The organism is Flavobacterium sp. (assembly GCF_027484705.1).
Classification (GTDB): Bacteria; Bacteroidota; Bacteroidia; order Flavobacteriales; family Flavobacteriaceae; genus Flavobacterium.
This window is the reverse complement of the sequence record NZ_JAIXSL010000007.1, coordinates 74,886-95,429: the sequence shown is the minus strand read 5'-3', so window position 1 is coordinate 95,429 and position 20,544 is coordinate 74,886. Positions and strand designations below refer to the sequence as shown.

Sequence of the window (20,544 nt, the reverse complement as noted above, 5' to 3'; positions counted from 1 at the left end):
TTAAAAACCACCAATGGGAATTGGTGGTTTTTTGTTTAAAATCGAAATAAGTTTTTATTTTATCAGTCAAGGAAGGCCAACGCTTTTCTAATCAACGTCCTACCGAAAAGCAATTTTTTGCAAAATTAACTTGACTTTCTGAATATAGGTTGTATATTTGCACTCGAAACAGCGCGGGATAGAGCAGTAGGCAGCTCGTCGGGCTCATAACCCGAAGGTCACAGGTTCGAGTCCTGTTCCCGCTACTAAGGAAGACCCATCGATATAATCGGTGGGTTTTTTGCTTTCAATATCTTTTGAATCCTTTGCTATATCTCGTGTTATCTCAAAAATCACATTCGTTTTTTCGGTTAGATATACCCTGTTTTTAATATCCAATGACAAACCGTCTGGAAATACTAATTCTTGAATTCGCTTCTTTGTTTCAATGTCATCTGAACCCCAGTATTTACTAATATTTGAAACAACATCACACGATGTTTCTATATAGCTATCGAGGTTAGATATTTTGGAAACATTATTTGCTTTTCTAGTGTTCAAATCTCTTATTTTATTTTCAAATTCATCTTTCAATTCGTTGAAAGTTTCTTTGTCGTCAATATCACCTAAAGCAAATCTTCGCTTTAATTTCTTTAACCCATCTTCCAGTTTCACCAATTCTAATCCAATGATTTCATTCTCGTTTTCGCCTTCATTGTTTAAAGTTTCATAGGTCATTTTTAATTGCTCCTTAAAAGCATTATGCAAACCACTTGATAATTCGAATTTGCTTAATAAATCTTGAAATAAATTGTTTGCGCCTTGACCATTTGAACGGATGGTAGTATTTGCGTTAATGCTTCCGCCTTTGCAAGATTGACATTTGTAATAATGCAGACCTTTTTTTTCTACTTTGTAGCCAGTTAATTTATTCCCACACGCATTGCAACTAATAAATCCATTAAGCGGTCTGTTTAGATTGGATTTCTCATGCTTATACCCAAATCTATTTCCATTCAGAATTTCTTGTACCATTAAAAAATCTTGCTCAGAAACCATTTTCTCCCATTTACCTTCAACTACTTCGCCGTCTAACATTTTGTGAGCGGAAATGCCACAGTAAAAAGGATTTCTCCACATCGCACTAATAATTTGCTTTGTTATTTCAACTCCTAAATCACATAGTTTCTGTATAATAATATAATCTTTGTCACCTTTCAATTTCCATTCCCAAGCCATTTTGAGTAGCTTCCCTTCAGAATTCATTACTATTTTCTGTTTATCACTATGAAATTTTGCCCTTTTAACTTTGGTGCCGAATTGGTCGTAGCCTTTTGGAGCTTTACCTAACCAATAACCGTTTTCCAAAAATCTTTTCATACCAGGCAATGTAACCCGCAATCTGTCTATGTTTTCTTGACGTGCTTGAAGCAATCCTCTGTAGATTTCAATTTTCCCATCTTCAGTTTCTGTACTCTTACCAGTTGAAACTTCTATTAAGTGAACTCCCAAATCATTAACTAATTCAGAAGCTAATCCTACACCTTCACCGCCAGTTCTCGAAAATCTACTTATTGTATTAATTAGTATTGCATGTGGCTTCAATTTGGCTCTTCTTACTTCGTCAATTAATCTTTTAAATTCTTTTCTTGTAAAATCACCACTTGCACTTTCATAAGTTCCGCCAAATCTAAATGTTACAAGATAATTTTTGTCTTTCGCAAATCTTGTTGAAGATTCAAATTGGGTTTGTAAACTTTTATTTGATTCTTGGTCTTTACTGGATACCCTGGTATAAATCCAAACATCTTTGTTTGAATCAATCTTTTTGTCATATCCTTTTGCAAAGGATTTAAATTGCTCTAGTCCCATTTTTTTTGTTATAAATTTTATATGTTATTATTGTTAATCGGCATAGCTCGTCAATTATCTTGAGAGCATCACTATCGCTAATTGCTTCAAATCCGTCAAAATTTCTTAACTGCTCGATTGACAGTTTTTTCGAAGTAATTTTATCAGCGTAGGAAAAAAACAAATCGTCTTGTATGCTCGTTTGAGCATCTTTGTTGTTCACTACATGTTATTGTTATTTTTGTGCTCATATGGAGCTTATTGTCTTCGCTGAACGTTAAGAACGCTTTCCTAAGAAGTTTAAGGAAAATACCATACAGGCATCAACTTACATCTAGCGGTTATAAATAAGAATTAACCTAAAATAACCAATGAACAAAGACCTTGAGAGGGTCTGATGCGTAAAACTACTACAGAATATTTGAACGAACGAAAATTTTATTCGTTTTCTTTCCAACCTTTTTCAAAATAATCGTCTTCTCCTCCTCGTGTCACACGTTCTAACCATGGTTCACCGTCTTTTCCAACGTTTAATATTATTGTGCCAAAATTGCCTTCCGCTAATATCCTTTTTTGATTTCCATAAGAATCAGTTTGTAATTCTCCAATGCTATAACTAACAGTTTCTTCTGGGTTTGATTCCCAGTTACTTTTTTCTCCTCCCCATTCAATTGTACTTCCTCTTGACCAATATTTTATTTGATTATCGGTTATTTCATAGCGGTAGTAAACGACCATTCCATTAAATGTGCGGGTTGATGACCATCTACCTTTTACAAAATTTTTCATGGCAACTTCGGAATTAATACCTACATTTTTTTCCGTAACGCCAACACGAAGATTTTGGCTAGATTTAAATGCGTATCCTAAACCGAATAGCAATACAAAAAATAAAACGACACAAAGAAGAAATCTCTTTACAGATTTGATATTATCGGGATTCATAATATTATAATTAAGGATGTGAACTTAAAAACAAATATAGATATTTTCTTTTTATATCGGCATATATGCCGTTGATTAGTAATGACATTATTCGAATTTTGGACAATGTCAGAGGCATTTTTAATAAAACTTGGAGGTATTATAAGCGAAAGGGCAAAAGCTAAATTCAAAACTAATTTAGAGTTTGCAAGTGCTTGTGATATTGATGAAAAGAGTATTCGCCGAATCTTAAAGGGGGAACAAAATTTTTCAATCAAAATTTTTCAAAAAATCTGTCTTGCATTAGATATAAAAATGTCGGAGCTTTTATCAGAAATGCATTTGTAATATATTATAGTCTTGTTTTAACACATTTATCTAATGTTCTGTGAAGCATTGAAGCAAGGGTTAAACTGTCAAGCGCATCTTGTTCATCAATTATCCACTTAATTTTTGGAGCGTGAGCAGTAGTATTACGAAACATGCCAAAAAGCCCTTTTATTAAATGCATAAATCCCTTATGTTCACTTTCTTCAGAATCAGTTGTTAATGCGTTAAAGGCAAGTTTTGGATTTTTGAGTTGTCCAAGACCAAATGCTTTGTCAACTAAGTCAGAACCGTCACCTGTCAAACCAGATTTGTCTCTAATTTTGTCCGCTACACTTTTTGTAGCTTCAAATACAGCATGGAAGTAATTATCTTTTAAAAGTTCAGCTTTACAAAATAATAAGACGTCAGAATGTACCTTTCTATCTTTAAGCTTAGCTTTTAAATTATCGGCACGTTGTTGTGCTTCTGGAATTGTTTTAGCTTCTACAACTTTTCGAAATTTTCCATTATCCAAAAGCTCAAGACCAATAAATAAAATTCTTGTGTTTATTTCTGTTCTATACTTTTCAAATTGTTCGTGATTATCAGCATAACGTACTGGACTCAATATTTTTTGTATAAAAATTAAAACTTTATTTGATTCCTGATTTCGATTTTGATAGTTAGCAAAAGCATTATACAGTCGTTTCCATTTTGTAATTCCAGGGTCGGTATCAGTCAAGCCCGTTTGAGCTAAATAATACTCAATTTGTGAGCCACTATTTTGGTCACCAAGAATTTTACAAATGCTTTCTAGTATTTCTGCGGATATTGGATTTTCTTTAGGCACTTGTTAAGATATAGGTTGCAAAAAGTTATGTTTCACTTGCTCATTTAAATTGAGCCATTCATTCAAAATTATCATTGAATTTTTAAGTAATATGAAATTTCTTGAAATGTCTTCTTGATAATTACCATTGAATTTACCTCCATGAAAAAGATTGTTTCTTATATCTCGTATTGACAAACTAAGTCTATTTATCTCTTGTAAATCATTGAAGTTTCTGTTTCTCCAACCTAGCTGACCGTTATCAATCATTTGAATTTTTGGTGGCTGTTGTATAAGATAATCTACTGCCTGAGTAAGTTGTGCGTTAATGTTTTTATTGAAATCGGGTCTAATATTTGCAATAAAAGTGTCCCAGTTTGCCGTAACTCTATCTTCGTCACCATTTACAAAATTCGAAGCTTTCAAAGCGCATTCAAATCTTGAAAAAGTAATGAAAAAGTCTATTATTAATGCTTGACCTTCAATTGTAATTGTCTTGTTGAGTTTTTCTATAAATACTTTTGTTGTCATTCCTATTTCCAATTATTTATTAAACTTCTAGTTTTATTATTTGGTTCATAATCATCTTCTATTTTACCAATATCAATTACAACTGGCACTTGTGCTGTCAAACCCGCAAGTATGCATGTTCCTGTTGGAAGAATAGGTAAATATTCAAAAGATAATTTATCTAAATAAGAAATGGTTTTTTCTACTGCTAATATGTCATTATTATTAATAAGTCGGTGAAGGAAATAATTATGTAACTGGGAAATAATCGTTGATGAAATGTCAGATGGTCTTTGGCTTGCAATAGTTAGAAAAACCCCAAACTTTCTACCTTCCTTAATAATTTCTTCAAAGGTTTCTAAGCGATAGTCCTTCCATTGTTCACTTTCTCTATCTGAATCACGTGACAATATATTATGTGCTTCGTCAATGATAATATTTAAGTATGTTGTTTCATCGTTTTTGTCTTTTTGTTCGTCATAAAGTTGTTTGCATAAAAGAAGAGGTAAAATTTTACGCATGTGAATGTTGACATCCTTTAATGAAACTATAGTGAAGTTTTTTTGATTTTGAATATTGTCATCAATTTTGATAACCTTTCTAATATCTTCAAACCTTTTTTCCATTCGCTTAATCAGCGGTGATAAATGCTCTCTATTTGAATGACCTTTAATAATGTCATCATAGTATTGAAATAGTATTTGGAGTTTCAATTTGTCTAAATCATTGAATTGATGATTTTCTAAATTTATTTTATTCAACTCAACAGCAACTTGAAGTCTCATATTATCTGAATACAATTTCGAACCATCCCCCATTATAAACATATATTGAGATGTTGTATTGTGATATTCGAGATGTTCCCTTAATACGTCTCTAACTTGTGAAATGTTAGAATCAGGAATGCACTTATTAATCTCTGAAAGAAAATCCACTATGATTGTTGAACCGAGTTCTTTATCATTCTTATCAAGAGCTAAAAGCAATCTTGAAATAATAAGTTCTTTTAGTGATTCTTTTTTGTCAAGTCTTTCAGCAATCCAAGAATTAGAAATTGCTCGTCTCAAAAATGGAGTCTGCGTTTTTTCTGTTGCTTCCAAAATTACAGCCCAAAAACTAGGTTCATACAAAGTTTCTGAACTTACTGGAAATTTGTCGCTACTGATTTTTGTGGATAATTTATATATCTGTTTGTATTCCTTTTCTACAATAATATTATCATTATCATCTACATATTCGCCATTAAAATCAATTAAAAAGAACTTGGCATTTAGTTGAAAGTTTTGTTGGTCTTTATACTTTTTAAATAGCTCTCTATAGATTTTGGCTAAAGTATAAGACTTACCACTTCCAGTATTACCGAATATACCAATATGACTTGCAAATAAACTATCTATCCCTACTTGAATTTCTTGACCCTTTTCTAATGTTAATGTTCCAATAGTTAATGGCTCATCATCCTTTCGAATAAAATCATGAACTTTATTAAATTCTTCCCTGTCAAGTAAATAACATTCGTTATCAATTAATGGCATTTCTTTAATGCCCCTTTCAAAATGCTTCTTGTTAAAAAACCCCAATAAACTTACATTAAGAGTTCTGCTGATTTTTTCTTTGTCACTTGAATATTCCTTGTTTGAGTAATTTTTATCTTCAATTGTATATTCTCCCTCTACCTTGCCGATAATCTTCGTAAAGCCTTTGATTATTTTAATATAGCTCCCGACAGATACATTTTTAACAAGTTCTCCTTTATATAAAAGATGTGAACTGTTTTTTGCTTTGTCAACCGAAACACGAATCGCCCTACCGTCAACAGAAGTGACACAACCAATTCGAAAAATTGAATCTTTAATTATTTCTTCTTCCATTTAATTAATCAATTTTATCCAATATTGCTTTAAAAATATTTGAATTGAGCGTTTTAAAATCATAAAAAACCCCTGAGTCAGGCTCTATGATTTCAATATTATTATATCGTATTGTTGTGTTTCCTTTTTTTACATTTTTTTCAATGTCTACTTTAGAAGGAGAATCGTAAGCAAATATTTTGATTGTTAAAGTAGGATTAGAATTAGCAGCTCTCAAAACAATTTCTCTTATATGCTCGTCTGCCAAAGAAAATCCCATAATAAACAGAATTGTATTTTCTTTTTCTAATTCGTTTGATAATACCCGAAGCAATTCGTAATAATGTAAGTTTAGAATCGTATCTTGAAATTTTTCTTTGGTAGGATTTACTACGGCTAATTTATCATAGGTATTTATAAAATCTTCAAATGTTGAATCAATTGTTTTGCTTTTAACTTCCTTAATAAAATGAGCAAGTTTATCAGTAGGAGCAAAGTCGATTACTTTAGTTTTTACAGCGTCCCATTTAATTTTTATCTCATGAATTTCTTTTAATTCTGAATAAACAATTTTATCATTTTCAGATTTCCATGTAAGTGAACCATGAACTTTAAGTAAATTAAAAACAGGGATTTCGGAAGTATTATCGTAATGCAAACTTTTCTTGAAAAGTGATTTTTTAAAATTAGTTAAACTAAATACAGGTTTGAACCTCCCATAAAACCCATCATTGTATTCAAGTTGAGTGTCTTCCAACGCTTTTTCTATGAATACATCAATATTTGTTGTGAATAAATTTACCTGCTTATTTAGGATTGAACTTTTACGTTTTAAAACAATAGTATTTAGAAGAACTAAAAAATCTTTATAGTTTTCCATCACAGTAGTTTTGTTTGCATCAATTTTTGTGTCGTCTATGATAGAAGGATTTTGGGAAATTACGGTATCGTAATATTTTCCGAGTATTGAAACTCTGATTATATTTTTTTCATCAGGATTTAATGTTATATCATCATTTAGTTCTGTCAGCAAGAGTTCGACATTTCCCAAAGTTGAAAAGTAGGGAACCGACAATCCTGAACCGACTAAAAAATTTAAGTTACTGTCTTGAATTGTATTCTTTAATTTTTCTATATCCATAATTGCCGTTAATTTATTTTGATAACCATAGTGCTAATATACATATTCATGTAATAACATGGATTCATTTCTGTAATCGTATAATTCAAATTTAATTAGCTGTTATTAAGAAATGTGTCAAAACCTTAACTGTATCAAATTAAATCTATAAAATGGTTAAATCGATACAAGTAAGTGTAGCTATTTTATTCTTTGATTTATTTTGCTGAATTCAAGATAATTATTATATTTGTATATACAAACGTTAGTTATACGCCACATGGAAAATGCAATTATTATCTCAAGATGTTCAACAAACGAGAATCGTCAGGACGTTACTCGTCAATCTCAAGAATTAACTTCAATTTACGGAAATCAGTACAACATTGTAAAGGAATTTACCTATTACAAATCAGGAACTAAAAATGATGAGGTTAACGCCGAAATTTTGGAATATGCTATTAACAACAATGTTAAACATATAGTTGCAATCGAAATCTCAAGAATTTCTCGCAAAATTTCATCTTTCGCCCTATTCTTGGAAAAATGCAACGAGAATGGTATTAATATTATAATCGACAATTTTAAACTTCACACATTATTACCTTCGGGAGAAATCAACGGAATGGTGCAGACCATGCTTTCAATCGCTTCAACATTCGCAAGTCTAGAATTAACGATGATAAAAGAACGCCTAAATTCGGGTCGGGAAAAGTATATTCGTGACGGTGGAAAGCTAGGTCGTAAAGTAGGCTCTGAAAAAGATTCAAAAAAATTAATTACTGAACATGCTGACATTGTTAAGTTTATTAAGCAAGGGCAATCCGTAAGAAACACAATGAAGCTTACAGGAAAATCGAGTGGAACAATACAAAAAATTAAAAGGCTAGTAGCATAAAAAAGGTTGTGAAATTCACAACCTTAATTTATTAAAGACTTCACGAACGCCATCGATGGAACTCGCTTTTTTGGTGTCATAAAACCATATTTTCAGAAAAAGTAATAGAATACTACGTTGCTAAAGTAGGTGCAAAAAGGAACGTTATTTTTGGCAATTATATACATGTGTAACCCATTAACCTAAATATTTTGTAAGATATATTAAGATAACCCCAGCTATAACTGCTACTACTATTTCAACTATATAAGTTTTTGTCTTAGACTCAATTATTTTGACCTCTTTTACTTTTTTAGGCTTTTTGGGTTTCTTAATTTTCTTTTGCTCTTTCTCGTCAAGAAATCTATATTCAAGCCAACCGCCTACATCTTTAACTCGTTCACCGAATTCAGTTAATTTAACTGTATTAAAATCATTGTCTTGCAATTCTATTAAACCCAAGTGTTTCGCCTCATTTAAAGCTGTAAATATATCAATAGGGATTATTCCATTTTTTCTCGCATAAGCGTGAACATCGACAGTTCTAAATTCTGAATTGAAGCTGTTTACAATCATATTGATTAAGGTATCTTCACTCATAATATTCTGATTTTGATACTCAAATATAATAAAAAACAAGAGGAAACTATTTATGGTTACACTAGTATATCATTGCCTTATTTTTGCTGAAAAAAAATTAAAAAAAATATTTTCATACCGTTTATATAACCATAGCCCATATTTTGCATCATGAATTAATCGAAATTCTGACGGTGGTAACGATGAACTTTTACTTTTACATTCAATAGGGGACTACCCAAGTTGCTCGATGCGCTTTCTAATATCTTCAATTTCTTTTTGCAATTGTAACCTATAAAGTTGTTTTTGCAATTCTTGTTTACGCAAGAGGTCATGTTCTACAGTTACTTGCGTCTGTTTTATTTTAATTTTATCCTCTATATTGTTCATCATTCAATTTGTTTGTCAAACACTCATTTTCGAAGAGTTCATTTAATCTGTTTTCTCTTATCAACATCAAGTATTCTTGCCATAAATGATAGTCATCTTCGATTGCATCTTCTTCATACATTCTTACTACATAATTTATAAGTAATTGTCTTAGATAGGGATTGTAATCTAGGTTTGTTAATTTTTCCATAGTTTAATTTTTTAGTGTTGTTATTTGGTTTCCTTCCTTAGAAATGTATTGCTTCCATCCGTCAAGGTCAAAAATTTTGCTTTCGTGATAACTTATCCGACTAAACCCAAGTTTAAGTAATTCGATTAGTTTTTTCTTATCTGAACACTTTACGTAACAATGTAAATGGTTTTGGTTGTTACTCTTTTTTTGTTCGACGGAGTAATTTAGCTCTAACATATTATTATCCATTTGTTCATAGACAAACTTCATAACCACATTAATATCGGATTTGGTGTAATTTGCACACGGGTCAATACTTAGTGCGTAGTATTTATTCTTACGAGTTCGTTGAGGTTTGAACTTTGGGAGTAACAAATGATGGACTTGCCATTCGTGGTTCTTGTTCTTGTATAGTGTAGCTTCACTACAATTTTCTGTTAGATTACTTATTATTCTTCTAACGTTTCTAGCACTCATATCATATTTTAGGCTAATTTCTTTAACTGTTAAGTATTCATTTTGTTGCATTTTAGTTCTTGTTTAACGCATCAAATCCATTAGGGCATTGTCTTAATGCCGAGCGTTGAATTTGTTATTTTAATATAAATAGTCGGAAGTTTGAAGAAAGTTCCTTCGGACTTAAAATATATTTACAATTATATTCGAATTAGAAAATATGTAAATAGTTTAGGGCTTTATTTTACTACATTTGCAGTCAGAAACAGCTGATTTCGATTTTTTATGTAGTAATAAAAATTTGAAATCTCAAGAAGGTCACGAACTAGGAGATGGTTAGATATTCTAGTAGCACATGCTACTAGACTCAAAGCCACTCATTATTGAGTGGCTTTTTTAGTTTTACAAAATCACTCTTATGGAACACAAAGCAGGCTTCGTTAACATTATCGGAAATCCCAACGTAGGCAAATCAACATTAATGAATGCGTTTGTAGGTGAGCGCTTGTCAATCATCACCTCAAAAGCGCAAACCACGCGCCACCGTATTCTGGGCATCGTCAATGGCGAAGATTTTCAGCTGATCCTTTCCGATACGCCCGGCATCATCAAACCCGCTTATGAAATGCAGGAATCGATGATGAACTTCGTCAAATCCGCTTTCGAAGACGCTGATATTTTGATTTACATGGTCGAGATTGGCGAAAAAGAACTCAAAGATGAAGCGTTCTTCAACAAAATCATCCACTCGAAAATTCCCGTTTTACTGTTGTTGAATAAAATCGACAACTCCAACCAGGAACAACTTGAGGAGCAAGTCGCGTTCTGGGCTGAGAAAGTGCCAAACGCCGAGATTTTCCCGATTTCCGCTTTGAAAAACTTCAACGTTCCCGAAGTGTTTGCGCGCATCATTTCACTATTGCCGGTTTCTCCCGCATATTATCCGAAAGACCAGCTGACCGACAAGCCTGAGCGTTTTTTCGTCAATGAAACCATCCGCGAGAAAATATTGCTCCACTACAACAAAGAAATCCCATACGCCGTCGAAATCGAGACCGAAGAATTCTTCGAAGACGACAACATCATCCGCATCCGTTCGCTGATCATGGTTGAGCGCGATACGCAGAAAGGCATCATTATCGGCCACAAAGGCGAGGCTTTAAAACGCGTTGGAGTAGAAGCACGCGCCGATTTAGAGAAATTCTTCGGCAAGCAAATCCACATCGAGATGTACGTGAAAGTCAATAAAAACTGGAGAAGCAACGTCAATCAGTTAAGACGTTTCGGATATAATAATTAATTGTCTAAAAGCGTAGCGGTCTAATATCTTAAGGCGCAGCCGTGTCTTTTTTTTGGCGTGCCCACAAGGGTCGGGCTATCCGCACTCGCTTTTTTGCGCCGAACGCCGGCGCAAAAAGAGCTCAGACAAATGCTGCTGTCCCTCACGCAGTTTGTACTCATAAGAACCCATCGTACTATTTCAAAATCTTCAAAAACAACGCTTCAAGTTCATCCATTTGCCCATTGCCGTTGAATCGTATCTGGCGCGCGATGAAATAAAGCAAAAACCAAACGATCGTCATCAGCACCATCACGACCAAATCAAAAACATAAGGCTGTTTCAATCGGATGTTAGAGTACAGGATCATCCCAAAAATGGTGAAGATTCCCGCGACCACAAAATGCAGAAACATAAATAAAGTCCAAAGTGTCTGGTCGGGGCCAAACAAACCGCGGATGTGCGTATGGTTTTCTTTTGGTTCCAATTCGATGTGCAAATGCGGCGACCAATACTGCTTCTTCGCGCCGATGACATAAAACCAGATGTGGTTCTCACAAATTTTAATTTTATAATCCTTAGAAGATGTTTGCGCTTGGTCTTCAAATTTTTGACGCACTTCATCGATAGGCTCTTCCAGATCTTTATAAAAACGCAAACGAAGTCTTAGGGCTTGGGAAGTATCCATAATGTTTCGCGATTAGTGATGGGTTGTGGTCGGTTTGTTCTATCAGAACCATTACGAATATAAGAAAAAACCTTTATCGAAATGACATTACAAGAATAAGTGTTGCAAGGTCAGCCCATTGAACCTTTATCTTTGCCCAACGACTGGTTTGTTGAATTTCAGAGGAAACGTTCCGTTTACCACAGTCTTAGCCCGGATAAGAGCGATATCCTTTTTTGCCCGCGTTGGGCAGAAAAGATTTAGCGGATAGCCGGATCTGCTTCCAAAAAATAAAAAAACTCAGGCATTCAGGCACTTGCAACTCAGGCACTTTTTTCCGTACCTTTGCGCCAAATTGCAAAAATCACATGAACAACATTGTAGCCATAGTCGGAAGACCCAACGTAGGAAAATCAACCCTTTTCAACCGGTTGATTCAGAGAAGAGAAGCCATTGTCGATTCGGTATCGGGCGTAACGCGCGACCGGAATTACGGCAAAAGCGAATGGAACGGAAAAGAGTTTTCGGTCATCGATACCGGCGGGTACATCAAAGGTTCGGATGATGTTTTTGAAGGCGAAATCCGCAAACAGGTAGAACTTGCTATTGACGAAGCTGACGTAATCATCTTCGTGGTCGATGTCGAGGAAGGCATCACGCCGATGGACGAAACCGTGGCGAAGTTGCTCAGAAAAGTGACTAAACCGGTTTTGCTCGCCGTGAACAAAGTGGATAATGCAATGCGCGAGAAAGACGCAATCGAATTCTATAATTTAGGGCTTGGCGATTACTTTACTTTCGCAAGTATTTCCGGAAGCGGTACAGGCGATTTGCTTGACGCTTTGATTGATTCGTTCCCGGTAAAACCAGAACCTGTTCAGGAAGAAGTGGTGTTGCCACGTTTTGCGGTAGTCGGTCGTCCGAATGCTGGGAAATCCAGTTTCATCAACGCGCTGATTGGCAAAGAACGTTTTATGGTAACCGATATCGCCGGAACCACGCGCGATGCGATTGATACGAAGTTCGACCGTTTTGGTTTTGAATTCAATCTTGTCGATACTGCGGGAATCCGTCGTAAAGCGAAAGTCAAAGAAGATTTGGAATTTTATTCGGTGATGCGTTCCGTGCGCGCTATTGAACACGCCGATATTTGCATTTTAATCATCGACGCCACGCGCGGCTTTGAAGGGCAGGACCAGAGTATTTTCTGGCTCGCTGAGAAAAACCGTAAAGGCGTTGTTATTCTCGTCAACAAATGGGATTTGGTTGAGAAAGACACGATGTCAACCCGCGATTATGAAGAAAAAATCCGCAAAGAATTGATGCCGTTTACCGATGTGCCGATTCTTTTCGTTTCTGCCTTAACGAAACAGCGTTTGCTCAAAGCTTTGGAAACGACGGTAAAAGTCTTTGAAAACCGTTCGCAAAGAATCCCGACGTCTAAATTCAACGACTACATGCTCAAAGTGATTGAAGGCTATCCGCCGCCGGCTTTGAAAGGGAAATACGTCAAAATCAAATATTGCATGCAGTTGCCGACACCGACGCCTCAGTTTGTGTTTTTCGCGAACTTGCCGCAATATGTGAAAGAAGCTTACAAGCGTTTCCTCGAAAATAAAATCCGCGAGAACTGGGATTTTTCCGGAGTTCCGATTGATATTTACATCCGCGAGAAATAAAAAAGTCTTAAATTTTTGTAAGAATTTTTTTCTCTCATACGAATTGCCTTATTTCGTTGTTATTAAAAAATAGCAACGAAATTTTTTTATGCCGAAATCTTACCTTTCCTTCTTGTTTTTGTGTTTCAGTAGCGTGATTTTTTCCCAGAATACCATCACCATCAAAGGGAAAATCTTAGAAAAAAACACGCAGGTTCCTTTAGAATCCGCTACGGTTTACTTGTCGTCGGTGATTGATTCTACAGTCATTGACTATACCATTACAGATAAGAACGGTTCGTTTTTGATTAAAACCAAAAAAATAACCATACCTGTTTTTCTCAAAATTTCCTACATAGGTTATCAAACGTATAAACAGGAACTTCAAAGCATCGCAGAAGATAAGGATTTCGGGGTTTTACGCCTCGCAGAAAACTCCAATGTGTTGGGCGAAGTCACGGTCAAAAGTGAAGCGCCGCCCATCCGGATTAAGAAAGATACGCTCGAATTTAATGCGTCGTCTTTTAAAGTAAGACCTGATTCCAACGTAGAAACCTTACTCAAACAATTGCCAGGCGTAGAAGTGTCGCCCGATGGGAAAATCACGGTCAATGGTAAGGAAGTCAATCAGGTGCTCGTCAACGGTCAGCCTTTTTTCGACAAAGACGGCAAAATCGCTTTGCAAAGTCTGCCTTCGGACATCATCAACAAAGTGCAGGTTTCAGACACCAAAACCAAAAAAGAGGAAATCACCAAACAGGCCGCGAGTTCCGATAAGGCCAGCATCAATCTGACGATAGACGAAGATAAGAACAAAGGTTTGTTCGGAAAATTCATGGCAGGTTACGGCAGTGACGACCGTTACGAAAGCAGCGCTTTGATCAATTATTTCAAGAAAAAGCGCAAGATTAGCGTGCTGGCTTCTTCGAACAACATCAACTCCACGGGTTTCTCGATGGATGAGGTTTTCGACAATATGGGCGGCGGCAGAAATGTCTCTTATTATTACAACAATGATGGCACTTACGGCATCGGAGCGATGCGTTTCGGCGGCAACAAAGGCATCACGCGTTCGAACATGCTCGGTGCCAATTATGCTGATGAATGGTTTAAGGGTTTTGAATCGAACGGCAGTTATTTTTATTCCAGTTCCAATTCCAAAAATACCAACAGAACGAATCAGATCAATTTACTGCCGACAGGCAATTTGACCACAGTTTCAGATTCAAGAACCAATGAAGACCGATACGGGCACAATGTCAACCTCAATTTCGAATACAAGATTGATTCGACTTCCACCTTGAGCGTCAGCCCGAAATTCTTAAAAGCGAACAACAAATACAGCGTCAATTCCTCGCAAAGTTCGATTGATGGCAGCAACCAATTGCTCAACGACAATACTTCGAACACTTTTGATGAGAATGATAAGACCAATTTTTCGAATAGCATCAATTACAACAAAGCCTTTAAAAAAGCGGGAAGGTATATCAACATTATGGTCGAGCATGAAAACGAAAAGGAACTGGCCAATTCCTCGAACGAATCCGTATCAAGGTTCTACCAAAACGCCACGCCCGATGATGTGCGGAACCAAATCCTGAAGAACAGGAATCTCAAAGATGTTTATGACGGTGAGATTGAATACGCTGAACCTTTGAAAGATTCGATGAACGTCACTTTAGGAACCTACTGGCGCCGCGAGAAATCATCAGAAAACAGAAAAACTTTTGATTTTAATGCAGCTTCTCAAAGTTTTTCCGACGACAATCCCGCGCTGAGTTATTATTTGTTTTCGAACATCAAAATGGTCACGCCCAAAGCCGGATTTTCAATCAATAAGAAGCGACTCAATTTCAATTTTACGGGCGGAACCACGATCGTGCAACAGGATAATTTTTCGGAATATCTGGGCAACAATGTCAGTCTGAACAGGAACTATATTTTTCCGTTTGCGATGGCTTACGGGAACTTTAAACTCGGAAAATCTAAATCGATCTGGCTCAATTACAATTATGAAGTCAACTTACCCAAGGCCGAACAACTGCTTCCGGTAGAAAACCTTGCTGATCCGCTCAATACTTTTATCGGAAATCCGAATGTAGATCTGATTAAAAGCCACAGCATTTATGGCCATTTCAGCGATTACGATTATGCGACGCGCTCGGGTTATACGATTTTTTACAGCGCGGATTTGTATGACAACCAAATCGTTTCTTCAACGACTTTTGATGCGAGCGGCAAGCGGACTACAACTTACGAAAACATCAAAGGCAATGTCGATTCGTGGTTTGGCGGGAACTGGAACAAATCATATAAGAAAGACGCGCACGTGTTTAAAATAGGTGTGGGCTGCAATATGGGTTACAGCAAATCAGAAGGCTACACCAACGGTCAAACCTTTGAAGCGAGCGCTTTTCAGATTACACCGCGTGTCAATTTTACTTATGAATATGGCGAATTGCTGACGATCAACCCAAGTTACAGCGTGGCTTCAAGCAAAACCGATTATTCGAATTATGTCATCGAATCTTCGTCCAATGTGCTGCACCGATTCAACTTGCAAACGACAACTTATTGGCCTAAAAACTGGGTGTTCGGCAATGACTTCGGGTATACGTTCAATTCGAGAATCGCCGACGGGTTCAAGAAGGATTTTTACTTATGGAATACAAGTTTGGCCTACAGTTTTTTCAATAAAAAGTTTACCGCCAAAGTCAAAGTCTACGATCTGCTGAACCAAAACCAAAGCGCTACGAGAACCATTACTCCGACGATGATTCGTGACGAGGAAAATGTCGTTTTGAAACGTTATGTGATGTTTTCACTGACTTATAAAATTGAAAAATTCGCTGGCAAGGAAAAGCCGTCACGCGACAGGTTCAGGATGTTTTAGAGCAGGAAAGCGTTTCTCGGCAATTGAATTAAATTCGTACCTTGTACGATATTTAAACGGCAACTATGAAACACTTTACTTTTTTACTGCTTTTTGTTACTTCGATAGCTTTATCGCAAATTAAGTTTCAGGTCACTTTACCGTCGAACACTCCGGCCAATGATTTGATTTACGTGACAGGGACTTTCAATAACTGGAACCCGGCCGATCCTGTTTATGTCTTACACCTGAACAACCAAACCGGATTTTATGAAGTGATGATACCTCAGGGAACCGGAACTTTTGAATGCAAGTTTACGCGAGGCAGTTGGGCTACCGTGGAAGGAAACGCAGCCGGCGGATATAGACCCAATCGGACTTATACTTATTCCAGCGGGCCTCAGGTCATAGCGTTTCCAATTCTTTCCTGGGAAGATTTAGGCACCGGAGCTGCCGGAACCGCAGCATCCAACGTACAGATTCTAAGCAACTCGTTCGGCATTCCGCAACTGAGCACGACGCGAAAAATATGGTTGTATCTGCCGCCTGATTATGCTACTTCTACGAAACATTATCCCGTTTTATATATGGAAGACGGTCAGAATTTGTTTGATAACGTAACCTCTTTTTCAGGAGAATGGCAAGTCGATGAAACTTTAAACACTTTGTTCAGCCAAGGAAATTACGGCGCGATTGTAGTCGGAATTGACAATGGCGGTGGCGAACGGCTCAATGAATATTCTCCGTGGGTGAATCCTACTTATGGTGGCGGACACGGCGATGAATATGCGGCTTTTCTGGCCAACACTTTGAAACCTTACATCGATGCGAATTACAGGACGCGTCCGGAACCGGCGATGAATGCTTTGATCGGAAGTTCTATGGGAGCAATTATCTCAACGTATGCGGCTTGCGAATATCCGAATGCATTTCGAAAAGTCGGGAATTTAAGCCCGGCGTATTGGTTTGCTTTGTCGGATATGAATGCTTACATCAATACTTTGGCGCCATCGGTTTTGCAGAACCACCGCATGTATTTTGTGTCTGGAACGAACGAATCGACGTCGATGGTGCCTGATGTGAATACGGTCAGGAATAATCTACTCGCGAAAGGGTTGACGGCCGCCAATGCGTTTACGAAGTTCGATAGTTACGGCATCCATTCTGAAAGTTACTGGAAAGGAGAATTTGCCGCGGTATATACTTGGTTGTTCCAGAATGAAAACTTAGCGGTTACAACACCGACCTTTGAAACGCCGAAAATCATGCAAACGCTGTCTGGTAAAATTTATGTGGAAGGAATGCCGACAGCAACGGATTTTGAAATGTTCGATATGCTTGGAAAAAAAATAAAAAACATCACTTTATCGAATGGGATGTATGAAATGCCCGAGGAAATTGCAAAAGGGATTTACATCCTGAAGTCTAAGAACAATGACATAAAATCCTTTAAATTGATTCGGAACTAAAAAGAAAAAGCTACAACGAACATTGTAGCTTTTTTTATGAATCTGTTTCTGTGGAAAATTCTTATTTATTGTACTTGGAACATTTTTGGATAAATAACCTATTGGCAGTTGTAAAGCCCAATCTAACTGCTTTTTTGATATCAGAACAATAATCTCCATCAATTTTAAAGTTGAGCATATAAACAGCTCTATTGTAATAACTTTCGCCATCGTCCGGTGCTATTCGTATTGCTGCGTTAAAATCTTGAATAGCATCTTTTCTATTCATTAGCGATTTAAGGACAGCCCTGCTTTGAACAGCATCTAAAAAATCATTGTCTATTGCAATCGCATTATCATAGTCACTTAAAGCCTCTTCAAATAGATTTTGATCTTTTTTGAGAATACCGCGATTAAGGAAAGCTGCTTTGTTTTCTGAATTCAACTCAATGCATTTTGAATAATCTTCAATGGCGCCTTCAACATCGCTTAAATAAGATTTTGAATACCCTCGATTGAAATATGCTTTGGAAGACGCACCATTTAATGCGATACATTTTGTATAGTCTGAAATTGCACCATTAAAATCCTGTAATTTATCTTTAAGCATTCCCCGGCTGAAGAAAGCTTTAAAGTTATCGGCATCCAATGCAATCGATTTGTCATAATCGATTAAAGCGGATTTATAATCCTTAGCAGTGTATTTTAGGTAACCCCTCAAATAATAATTATCGGCATTCGGTTCAATTCGGATTATCGAATCCATTTCTTTGATGTCACCGACGTTTTTAATGTTCTGTGAATAAAGAAATGAGGATAAGGCTATTAATAAAAAGGAAAATACTCTTTTCATATGTCTCAATTACCAACCGCCGCTGCTTCCGCCTCCGCTGAAACCACCGCCTCCAAATCCTCCGCCGAAGCCTCCGCCACCGCCACCAAATCCGCCACCGGAGGAACCTCCGAAACCACCGCCGCCGCTTCTTCCGAGACTGCTTAGGATAATGACGTCAAGCAGACTTGGACCACCGCCTGAACTACCGGAATTGCCGCCTTTTCCTCTGCTTTTTGAAATAATGATTAGGATGATGACTACAATAATGATAAACGGTAATACCGGGAATTTGTCTTTTTTATTGCTTTTGCGTTCGCCTTTGTACTTGCCTTTGTATGCGTCAAAAATAGCGTCAACACCTTTGTCGAGTCCGTTGTAATAACTGCCGGCCTTAAATTCCGGCACGATGATGTTTCGGATGATTTCGCCGCCTTGTCCCGCTGTGAGTCGGTCTTCGAGTCCGTAGCCGGGCGCAATCGCAATTTTCTTTTCATTTTTGGCTAACAGGATAATCGTTCCGTTGTCTTCTTTGGCCTGACCGAAACCCCAGGCTTGTCCCCATTTGGTGGCAAGTTGAAGAACATCTTCGTTTTTGAGGCTTTCAATCGTAATGACTACAATTTGTGTCGAGGTCGAATCGGAGTAACGGACGAGTTTTTCTTCAAGCTGTGATTTTTCTGTAGCGCTTAGAATATTGGCATAATCGTAAACGCTGGTCTGGAAATCGGGTTTTTTAGGGATGTCGAATTGCGCAAAACTTACCGATGATATCAATAAAAGCAAAAGCAGTTTCAGGAAATGGAAAGTATTTTTTGGTGTTTTCATTATCCTTTAGAAATTTCGTTTGATAATTCGTTGGTGTCATCCTCCGCGCAAGGGAAATAGGTTTGCAGTTGCTCACCGGCTTTGGTAATCCCATCGATGAGTCCTTGCTTGAAATTCCCGTTTTTAAAATGCGCCGCCATAATTTCTTTGGTGCTTTCCCAGAAATCTGCAGGAACAAGGTCGTTGATGCCTTTGTCACCACAAATCGCAAACGCCTGGTCTTTGACTGCAACATAAATCAACACGCCGTTTTTGAGTTGGGTTTCGTCCATTTTCAAGGCATGAAAAACTTCCAAAGCGCGATCAAATGCCGGCAGCGAAGTCGTTTTTTCAATATGCACGCGGATTTCGCCTGAAGTTGCGGTTTCCGCGAGACGAATCGCCTCGACGACCGCTTGCTCTTCCGATGGGGTTAAAAATGCTTCAACTTTCGACATGGGTTTTGTTTTTTAACCCCATAGAAACATAGAAAAAGATATTCCTCATGGGTTACTTTTCTATGTTTCTATGGGGTAATTATTTTTTAGAATTTTACTTCAACAGGTTTGTCCGCTCCGGCTACAGATTTGAAGAAAGGTTTTTCTTTGTATCCGCCCAAAACAAAGCTTTGCGGCATCGCCAATACATAACCGTTGTAAACTTCAACCGATTCGTTGAAACGCGTTCTAGCCGTTAAAATTTGGTTTTCAGTGCTGGCCAATTCGTCCTGAAGTTTTAGGAAATTGGCGTTGGCTTTCAATTCAGGATAGCGCTCCACAGAAACCAATAACCTAGATAAGGTTGAGGTAACTCCGGTTTGTGCTTGTTGGAACTGTGTCAATTGTTCCGGTGTAATGTTGGTAGGGTCGATAGTCACCGAAGTCGCTTTAGCTCTGGCTTCAATAACCGCTGTCAAAGTGCTTTTTTCAAAGTCGGCTGCACCTTTTACGGTGTTTACTAAATTGCCGATGAGGTCGTTTCTTCTTTGGTAGGCGGTTTCTACGTTACCCCATTCCTTTCCAACTGCCTGACTTTTACGCAAGGCAGTATTTTTGGCGCCAATGACCCAAAAGACAAGAAGTAATACGATTCCAATTCCGATAATCCAAGGCAAAAATCTTTTCATGTTTGTTTA

The 20,544-nt window shown here is 37.0% G+C and carries 20 protein-coding genes and 1 tRNA gene; 7 read left to right on the top strand and 14 right to left on the bottom strand.

From position 1 onward, the window contains the following. Positions 1 to 172 precede the first annotated feature (172 nt). A tRNA-Met gene (locus tag Q0058_RS02485) sits at positions 173 to 245 on the top strand. On the opposite strand, the gene Q0058_RS14520 is transcribed toward Q0058_RS02485, so the two are convergent. Together Q0058_RS14520 and Q0058_RS02480 are read right to left on the bottom strand one after the other, a co-directional pair. After that, positions 205 to 1,851, bottom strand: coding sequence for a recombinase family protein (locus tag Q0058_RS14520; protein ID WP_366869713.1), 1,647 nt, complete (start codon positions 1,849 to 1,851; stop codon positions 205 to 207). The two genes, Q0058_RS02485 and Q0058_RS14520, sit on opposite strands and share 41 nt — an antisense overlap. A gap of 417 nt (positions 1,852 to 2,268) precedes the next feature. Next, the gene (locus tag Q0058_RS02480) at positions 2,269 to 2,775 is read right to left on the bottom strand and encodes a hypothetical protein (RefSeq protein WP_298221155.1); all 507 of its coding nucleotides are present in this window, start codon (positions 2,773 to 2,775) and stop codon (positions 2,269 to 2,271) included. Positions 2,776 to 2,856: 81 nt separating this feature from the next. Between Q0058_RS02480 and Q0058_RS02475 the strand changes: the two genes are divergently transcribed. Beyond that, positions 2,857 to 3,102: a helix-turn-helix transcriptional regulator gene (locus Q0058_RS02475; RefSeq protein WP_298221154.1), complete on the top strand. Its 246-nt coding sequence runs from the start codon at positions 2,857 to 2,859 to the stop codon at positions 3,100 to 3,102. A 4-nt stretch (positions 3,103 to 3,106) separates the two neighbouring features. Here the strand turns inward: Q0058_RS02475 and Q0058_RS02470 are convergent, their stop codons facing one another. From Q0058_RS02470 to Q0058_RS02455, 4 genes are read right to left on the bottom strand one after another with little or no spacing between them, the layout of a single operon-like run. After that, entirely contained in the window at positions 3,107 to 3,913 is an 807-nt protein-coding gene (locus Q0058_RS02470) for a TIGR02391 family protein (RefSeq protein ID WP_298221153.1), read from the bottom strand. Positions 3,914 to 3,916: 3 nt separating this feature from the next. Continuing rightward, positions 3,917 to 4,423, bottom strand: a complete 507-nt coding sequence (locus tag Q0058_RS02465) for a hypothetical protein (protein WP_298221152.1) — start codon at positions 4,421 to 4,423, stop codon at positions 3,917 to 3,919. A gap of 2 nt (positions 4,424 to 4,425) precedes the next feature. Beyond that, positions 4,426 to 6,273, bottom strand: a complete 1,848-nt coding sequence (locus Q0058_RS02460; protein ID WP_298221151.1) for an ATP-binding protein — start codon at positions 6,271 to 6,273, stop codon at positions 4,426 to 4,428. Between the two features lie 4 nt (positions 6,274 to 6,277). After that, positions 6,278 to 7,393: an SIR2 family protein gene (locus Q0058_RS02455; protein WP_298221150.1), complete on the bottom strand. Its 1,116-nt coding sequence runs from the start codon at positions 7,391 to 7,393 to the stop codon at positions 6,278 to 6,280. 259 nt (positions 7,394 to 7,652) lie between these two features. Here Q0058_RS02455 and Q0058_RS02450 point away from each other — a divergent pair, with 259 nt between their 5' ends. Further along, a complete protein-coding gene (locus Q0058_RS02450; protein WP_298221149.1) occupies positions 7,653 to 8,270 on the top strand; it encodes a recombinase family protein in 618 nt (205 codons plus the stop codon). A 177-nt stretch (positions 8,271 to 8,447) separates the two neighbouring features. Here the strand turns inward: Q0058_RS02450 and Q0058_RS02445 are convergent, their stop codons facing one another. The 3 genes from Q0058_RS02445 to Q0058_RS02435 form a co-directional block, all read right to left on the bottom strand. Then, positions 8,448 to 8,849 carry a hypothetical protein gene (locus tag Q0058_RS02445; protein WP_298221148.1) on the bottom strand — a complete coding sequence of 134 codons (402 nt, stop codon included), beginning with the start codon at positions 8,847 to 8,849 and terminating at the stop codon, positions 8,448 to 8,450. Between the two features lie 349 nt (positions 8,850 to 9,198). Then, positions 9,199 to 9,408 carry a hypothetical protein gene (locus tag Q0058_RS02440; RefSeq protein ID WP_298221147.1) on the bottom strand — a complete coding sequence of 70 codons (210 nt, stop codon included), beginning with the start codon at positions 9,406 to 9,408 and terminating at the stop codon, positions 9,199 to 9,201. 3 nt (positions 9,409 to 9,411) lie between these two features. Continuing rightward, entirely contained in the window at positions 9,412 to 9,918 is a 507-nt protein-coding gene (locus tag Q0058_RS02435) for a hypothetical protein (protein ID WP_298221146.1), read from the bottom strand. Between the two features lie 346 nt (positions 9,919 to 10,264). Here Q0058_RS02435 and era point away from each other — a divergent pair, with 346 nt between their 5' ends. Next, the gene (gene era / locus Q0058_RS02430; protein WP_298221145.1) at positions 10,265 to 11,146 is read left to right on the top strand and encodes a GTPase Era; all 882 of its coding nucleotides are present in this window, start codon (positions 10,265 to 10,267) and stop codon (positions 11,144 to 11,146) included. 175 nt (positions 11,147 to 11,321) lie between these two features. On the opposite strand, the gene Q0058_RS02425 is transcribed toward era, so the two are convergent. After that, positions 11,322 to 11,813, bottom strand: a complete 492-nt coding sequence (locus tag Q0058_RS02425) for a hypothetical protein (protein ID WP_298221144.1) — start codon at positions 11,811 to 11,813, stop codon at positions 11,322 to 11,324. 347 nt (positions 11,814 to 12,160) lie between these two features. On the opposite strand from Q0058_RS02425, the gene der reads away from it, so the two are divergent. The 3 genes from der to Q0058_RS02410 all read left to right on the top strand — a co-directional run bounded on the left by der (position 12,161) and on the right by Q0058_RS02410 (position 17,791). Then, positions 12,161 to 13,471, top strand: coding sequence for a ribosome biogenesis GTPase Der (der, locus tag Q0058_RS02420; RefSeq protein ID WP_298221143.1), 1,311 nt, complete (start codon positions 12,161 to 12,163; stop codon positions 13,469 to 13,471). Between the two features lie 88 nt (positions 13,472 to 13,559). After that, positions 13,560 to 16,343 carry an outer membrane beta-barrel protein gene (locus Q0058_RS02415; RefSeq protein WP_298221142.1) on the top strand — a complete coding sequence of 928 codons (2,784 nt, stop codon included), beginning with the start codon at positions 13,560 to 13,562 and terminating at the stop codon, positions 16,341 to 16,343. A 65-nt stretch (positions 16,344 to 16,408) separates the two neighbouring features. Next, positions 16,409 to 17,791: an alpha/beta hydrolase-fold protein gene (locus Q0058_RS02410; RefSeq protein ID WP_298221141.1), complete on the top strand. Its 1,383-nt coding sequence runs from the start codon at positions 16,409 to 16,411 to the stop codon at positions 17,789 to 17,791. 61 nt (positions 17,792 to 17,852) lie between these two features. Here Q0058_RS02410 and Q0058_RS02405 read toward each other — a convergent pair whose 3' ends face one another. The 4 genes from Q0058_RS02405 to Q0058_RS02390 form a co-directional block, all read right to left on the bottom strand. Then, positions 17,853 to 18,623, bottom strand: a complete 771-nt coding sequence (locus Q0058_RS02405; protein WP_298221140.1) for a hypothetical protein — start codon at positions 18,621 to 18,623, stop codon at positions 17,853 to 17,855. A 9-nt stretch (positions 18,624 to 18,632) separates the two neighbouring features. Continuing rightward, positions 18,633 to 19,430, bottom strand: a complete 798-nt coding sequence (locus Q0058_RS02400) for a YgcG family protein (protein WP_298221139.1) — start codon at positions 19,428 to 19,430, stop codon at positions 18,633 to 18,635. Continuing rightward, positions 19,430 to 19,867, bottom strand: a complete 438-nt coding sequence (locus tag Q0058_RS02395; protein WP_298221138.1) for a TPM domain-containing protein — start codon at positions 19,865 to 19,867, stop codon at positions 19,430 to 19,432. Before Q0058_RS02395 ends, Q0058_RS02400 begins: the two co-directional genes overlap by 1 nt. A gap of 86 nt (positions 19,868 to 19,953) precedes the next feature. Next, positions 19,954 to 20,535 (bottom strand): LemA family protein, encoded by a 582-nt coding sequence (locus tag Q0058_RS02390; protein WP_298221137.1) that lies wholly within the window; start codon positions 20,533 to 20,535, stop codon positions 19,954 to 19,956. Between the last annotated feature and the right edge of the window lie 9 nt (positions 20,536 to 20,544).

What these genes read in the sequence shown, in the direction of transcription:
- Q0058_RS02405 (WP_298221140.1), bottom strand. Translation starts at nt 18,623, where the DNA reads ATGAAAAGAGTATTTTCCTTTTTATTAATAGCCTTATCCTCATTTCTT.
- Q0058_RS02465 (WP_298221152.1), bottom strand. Translation starts at nt 4,423, where the DNA reads ATGACAACAAAAGTATTTATAGAAAAACTCAACAAGACAATTACAATT.
- Q0058_RS02450 (WP_298221149.1), top strand. Translation starts at nt 7,653, where the DNA reads ATGGAAAATGCAATTATTATCTCAAGATGTTCAACAAACGAGAATCGT.
- Q0058_RS02415 (WP_298221142.1), top strand. Translation starts at nt 13,560, where the DNA reads ATGCCGAAATCTTACCTTTCCTTCTTGTTTTTGTGTTTCAGTAGCGTG.
- Q0058_RS14520 (WP_366869713.1), bottom strand. Translation starts at nt 1,851, where the DNA reads ATGGGACTAGAGCAATTTAAATCCTTTGCAAAAGGATATGACAAAAAG.
- Q0058_RS02395 (WP_298221138.1), bottom strand. Translation starts at nt 19,867, where the DNA reads ATGTCGAAAGTTGAAGCATTTTTAACCCCATCGGAAGAGCAAGCGGTC.
- der (WP_298221143.1), top strand. Translation starts at nt 12,161, where the DNA reads ATGAACAACATTGTAGCCATAGTCGGAAGACCCAACGTAGGAAAATCA.
- Q0058_RS02455 (WP_298221150.1), bottom strand. Translation starts at nt 7,393, where the DNA reads ATGGATATAGAAAAATTAAAGAATACAATTCAAGACAGTAACTTAAAT.
- Q0058_RS02410 (WP_298221141.1), top strand. Translation starts at nt 16,409, where the DNA reads ATGAAACACTTTACTTTTTTACTGCTTTTTGTTACTTCGATAGCTTTA.
- Q0058_RS02460 (WP_298221151.1), bottom strand. Translation starts at nt 6,273, where the DNA reads ATGGAAGAAGAAATAATTAAAGATTCAATTTTTCGAATTGGTTGTGTC.
- Q0058_RS02435 (WP_298221146.1), bottom strand. Translation starts at nt 9,918, where the DNA reads ATGCAACAAAATGAATACTTAACAGTTAAAGAAATTAGCCTAAAATAT.
- era (WP_298221145.1), top strand. Translation starts at nt 10,265, where the DNA reads ATGGAACACAAAGCAGGCTTCGTTAACATTATCGGAAATCCCAACGTA.
- Q0058_RS02440 (WP_298221147.1), bottom strand. Translation starts at nt 9,408, where the DNA reads ATGGAAAAATTAACAAACCTAGATTACAATCCCTATCTAAGACAATTA.
- Q0058_RS02480 (WP_298221155.1), bottom strand. Translation starts at nt 2,775, where the DNA reads ATGAATCCCGATAATATCAAATCTGTAAAGAGATTTCTTCTTTGTGTC.
- Q0058_RS02390 (WP_298221137.1), bottom strand. Translation starts at nt 20,535, where the DNA reads ATGAAAAGATTTTTGCCTTGGATTATCGGAATTGGAATCGTATTACTT.
- Q0058_RS02400 (WP_298221139.1), bottom strand. Translation starts at nt 19,430, where the DNA reads ATGAAAACACCAAAAAATACTTTCCATTTCCTGAAACTGCTTTTGCTT.
- Q0058_RS02475 (WP_298221154.1), top strand. Translation starts at nt 2,857, where the DNA reads ATGACATTATTCGAATTTTGGACAATGTCAGAGGCATTTTTAATAAAA.
- Q0058_RS02425 (WP_298221144.1), bottom strand. Translation starts at nt 11,813, where the DNA reads ATGGATACTTCCCAAGCCCTAAGACTTCGTTTGCGTTTTTATAAAGAT.
- Q0058_RS02445 (WP_298221148.1), bottom strand. Translation starts at nt 8,849, where the DNA reads ATGAGTGAAGATACCTTAATCAATATGATTGTAAACAGCTTCAATTCA.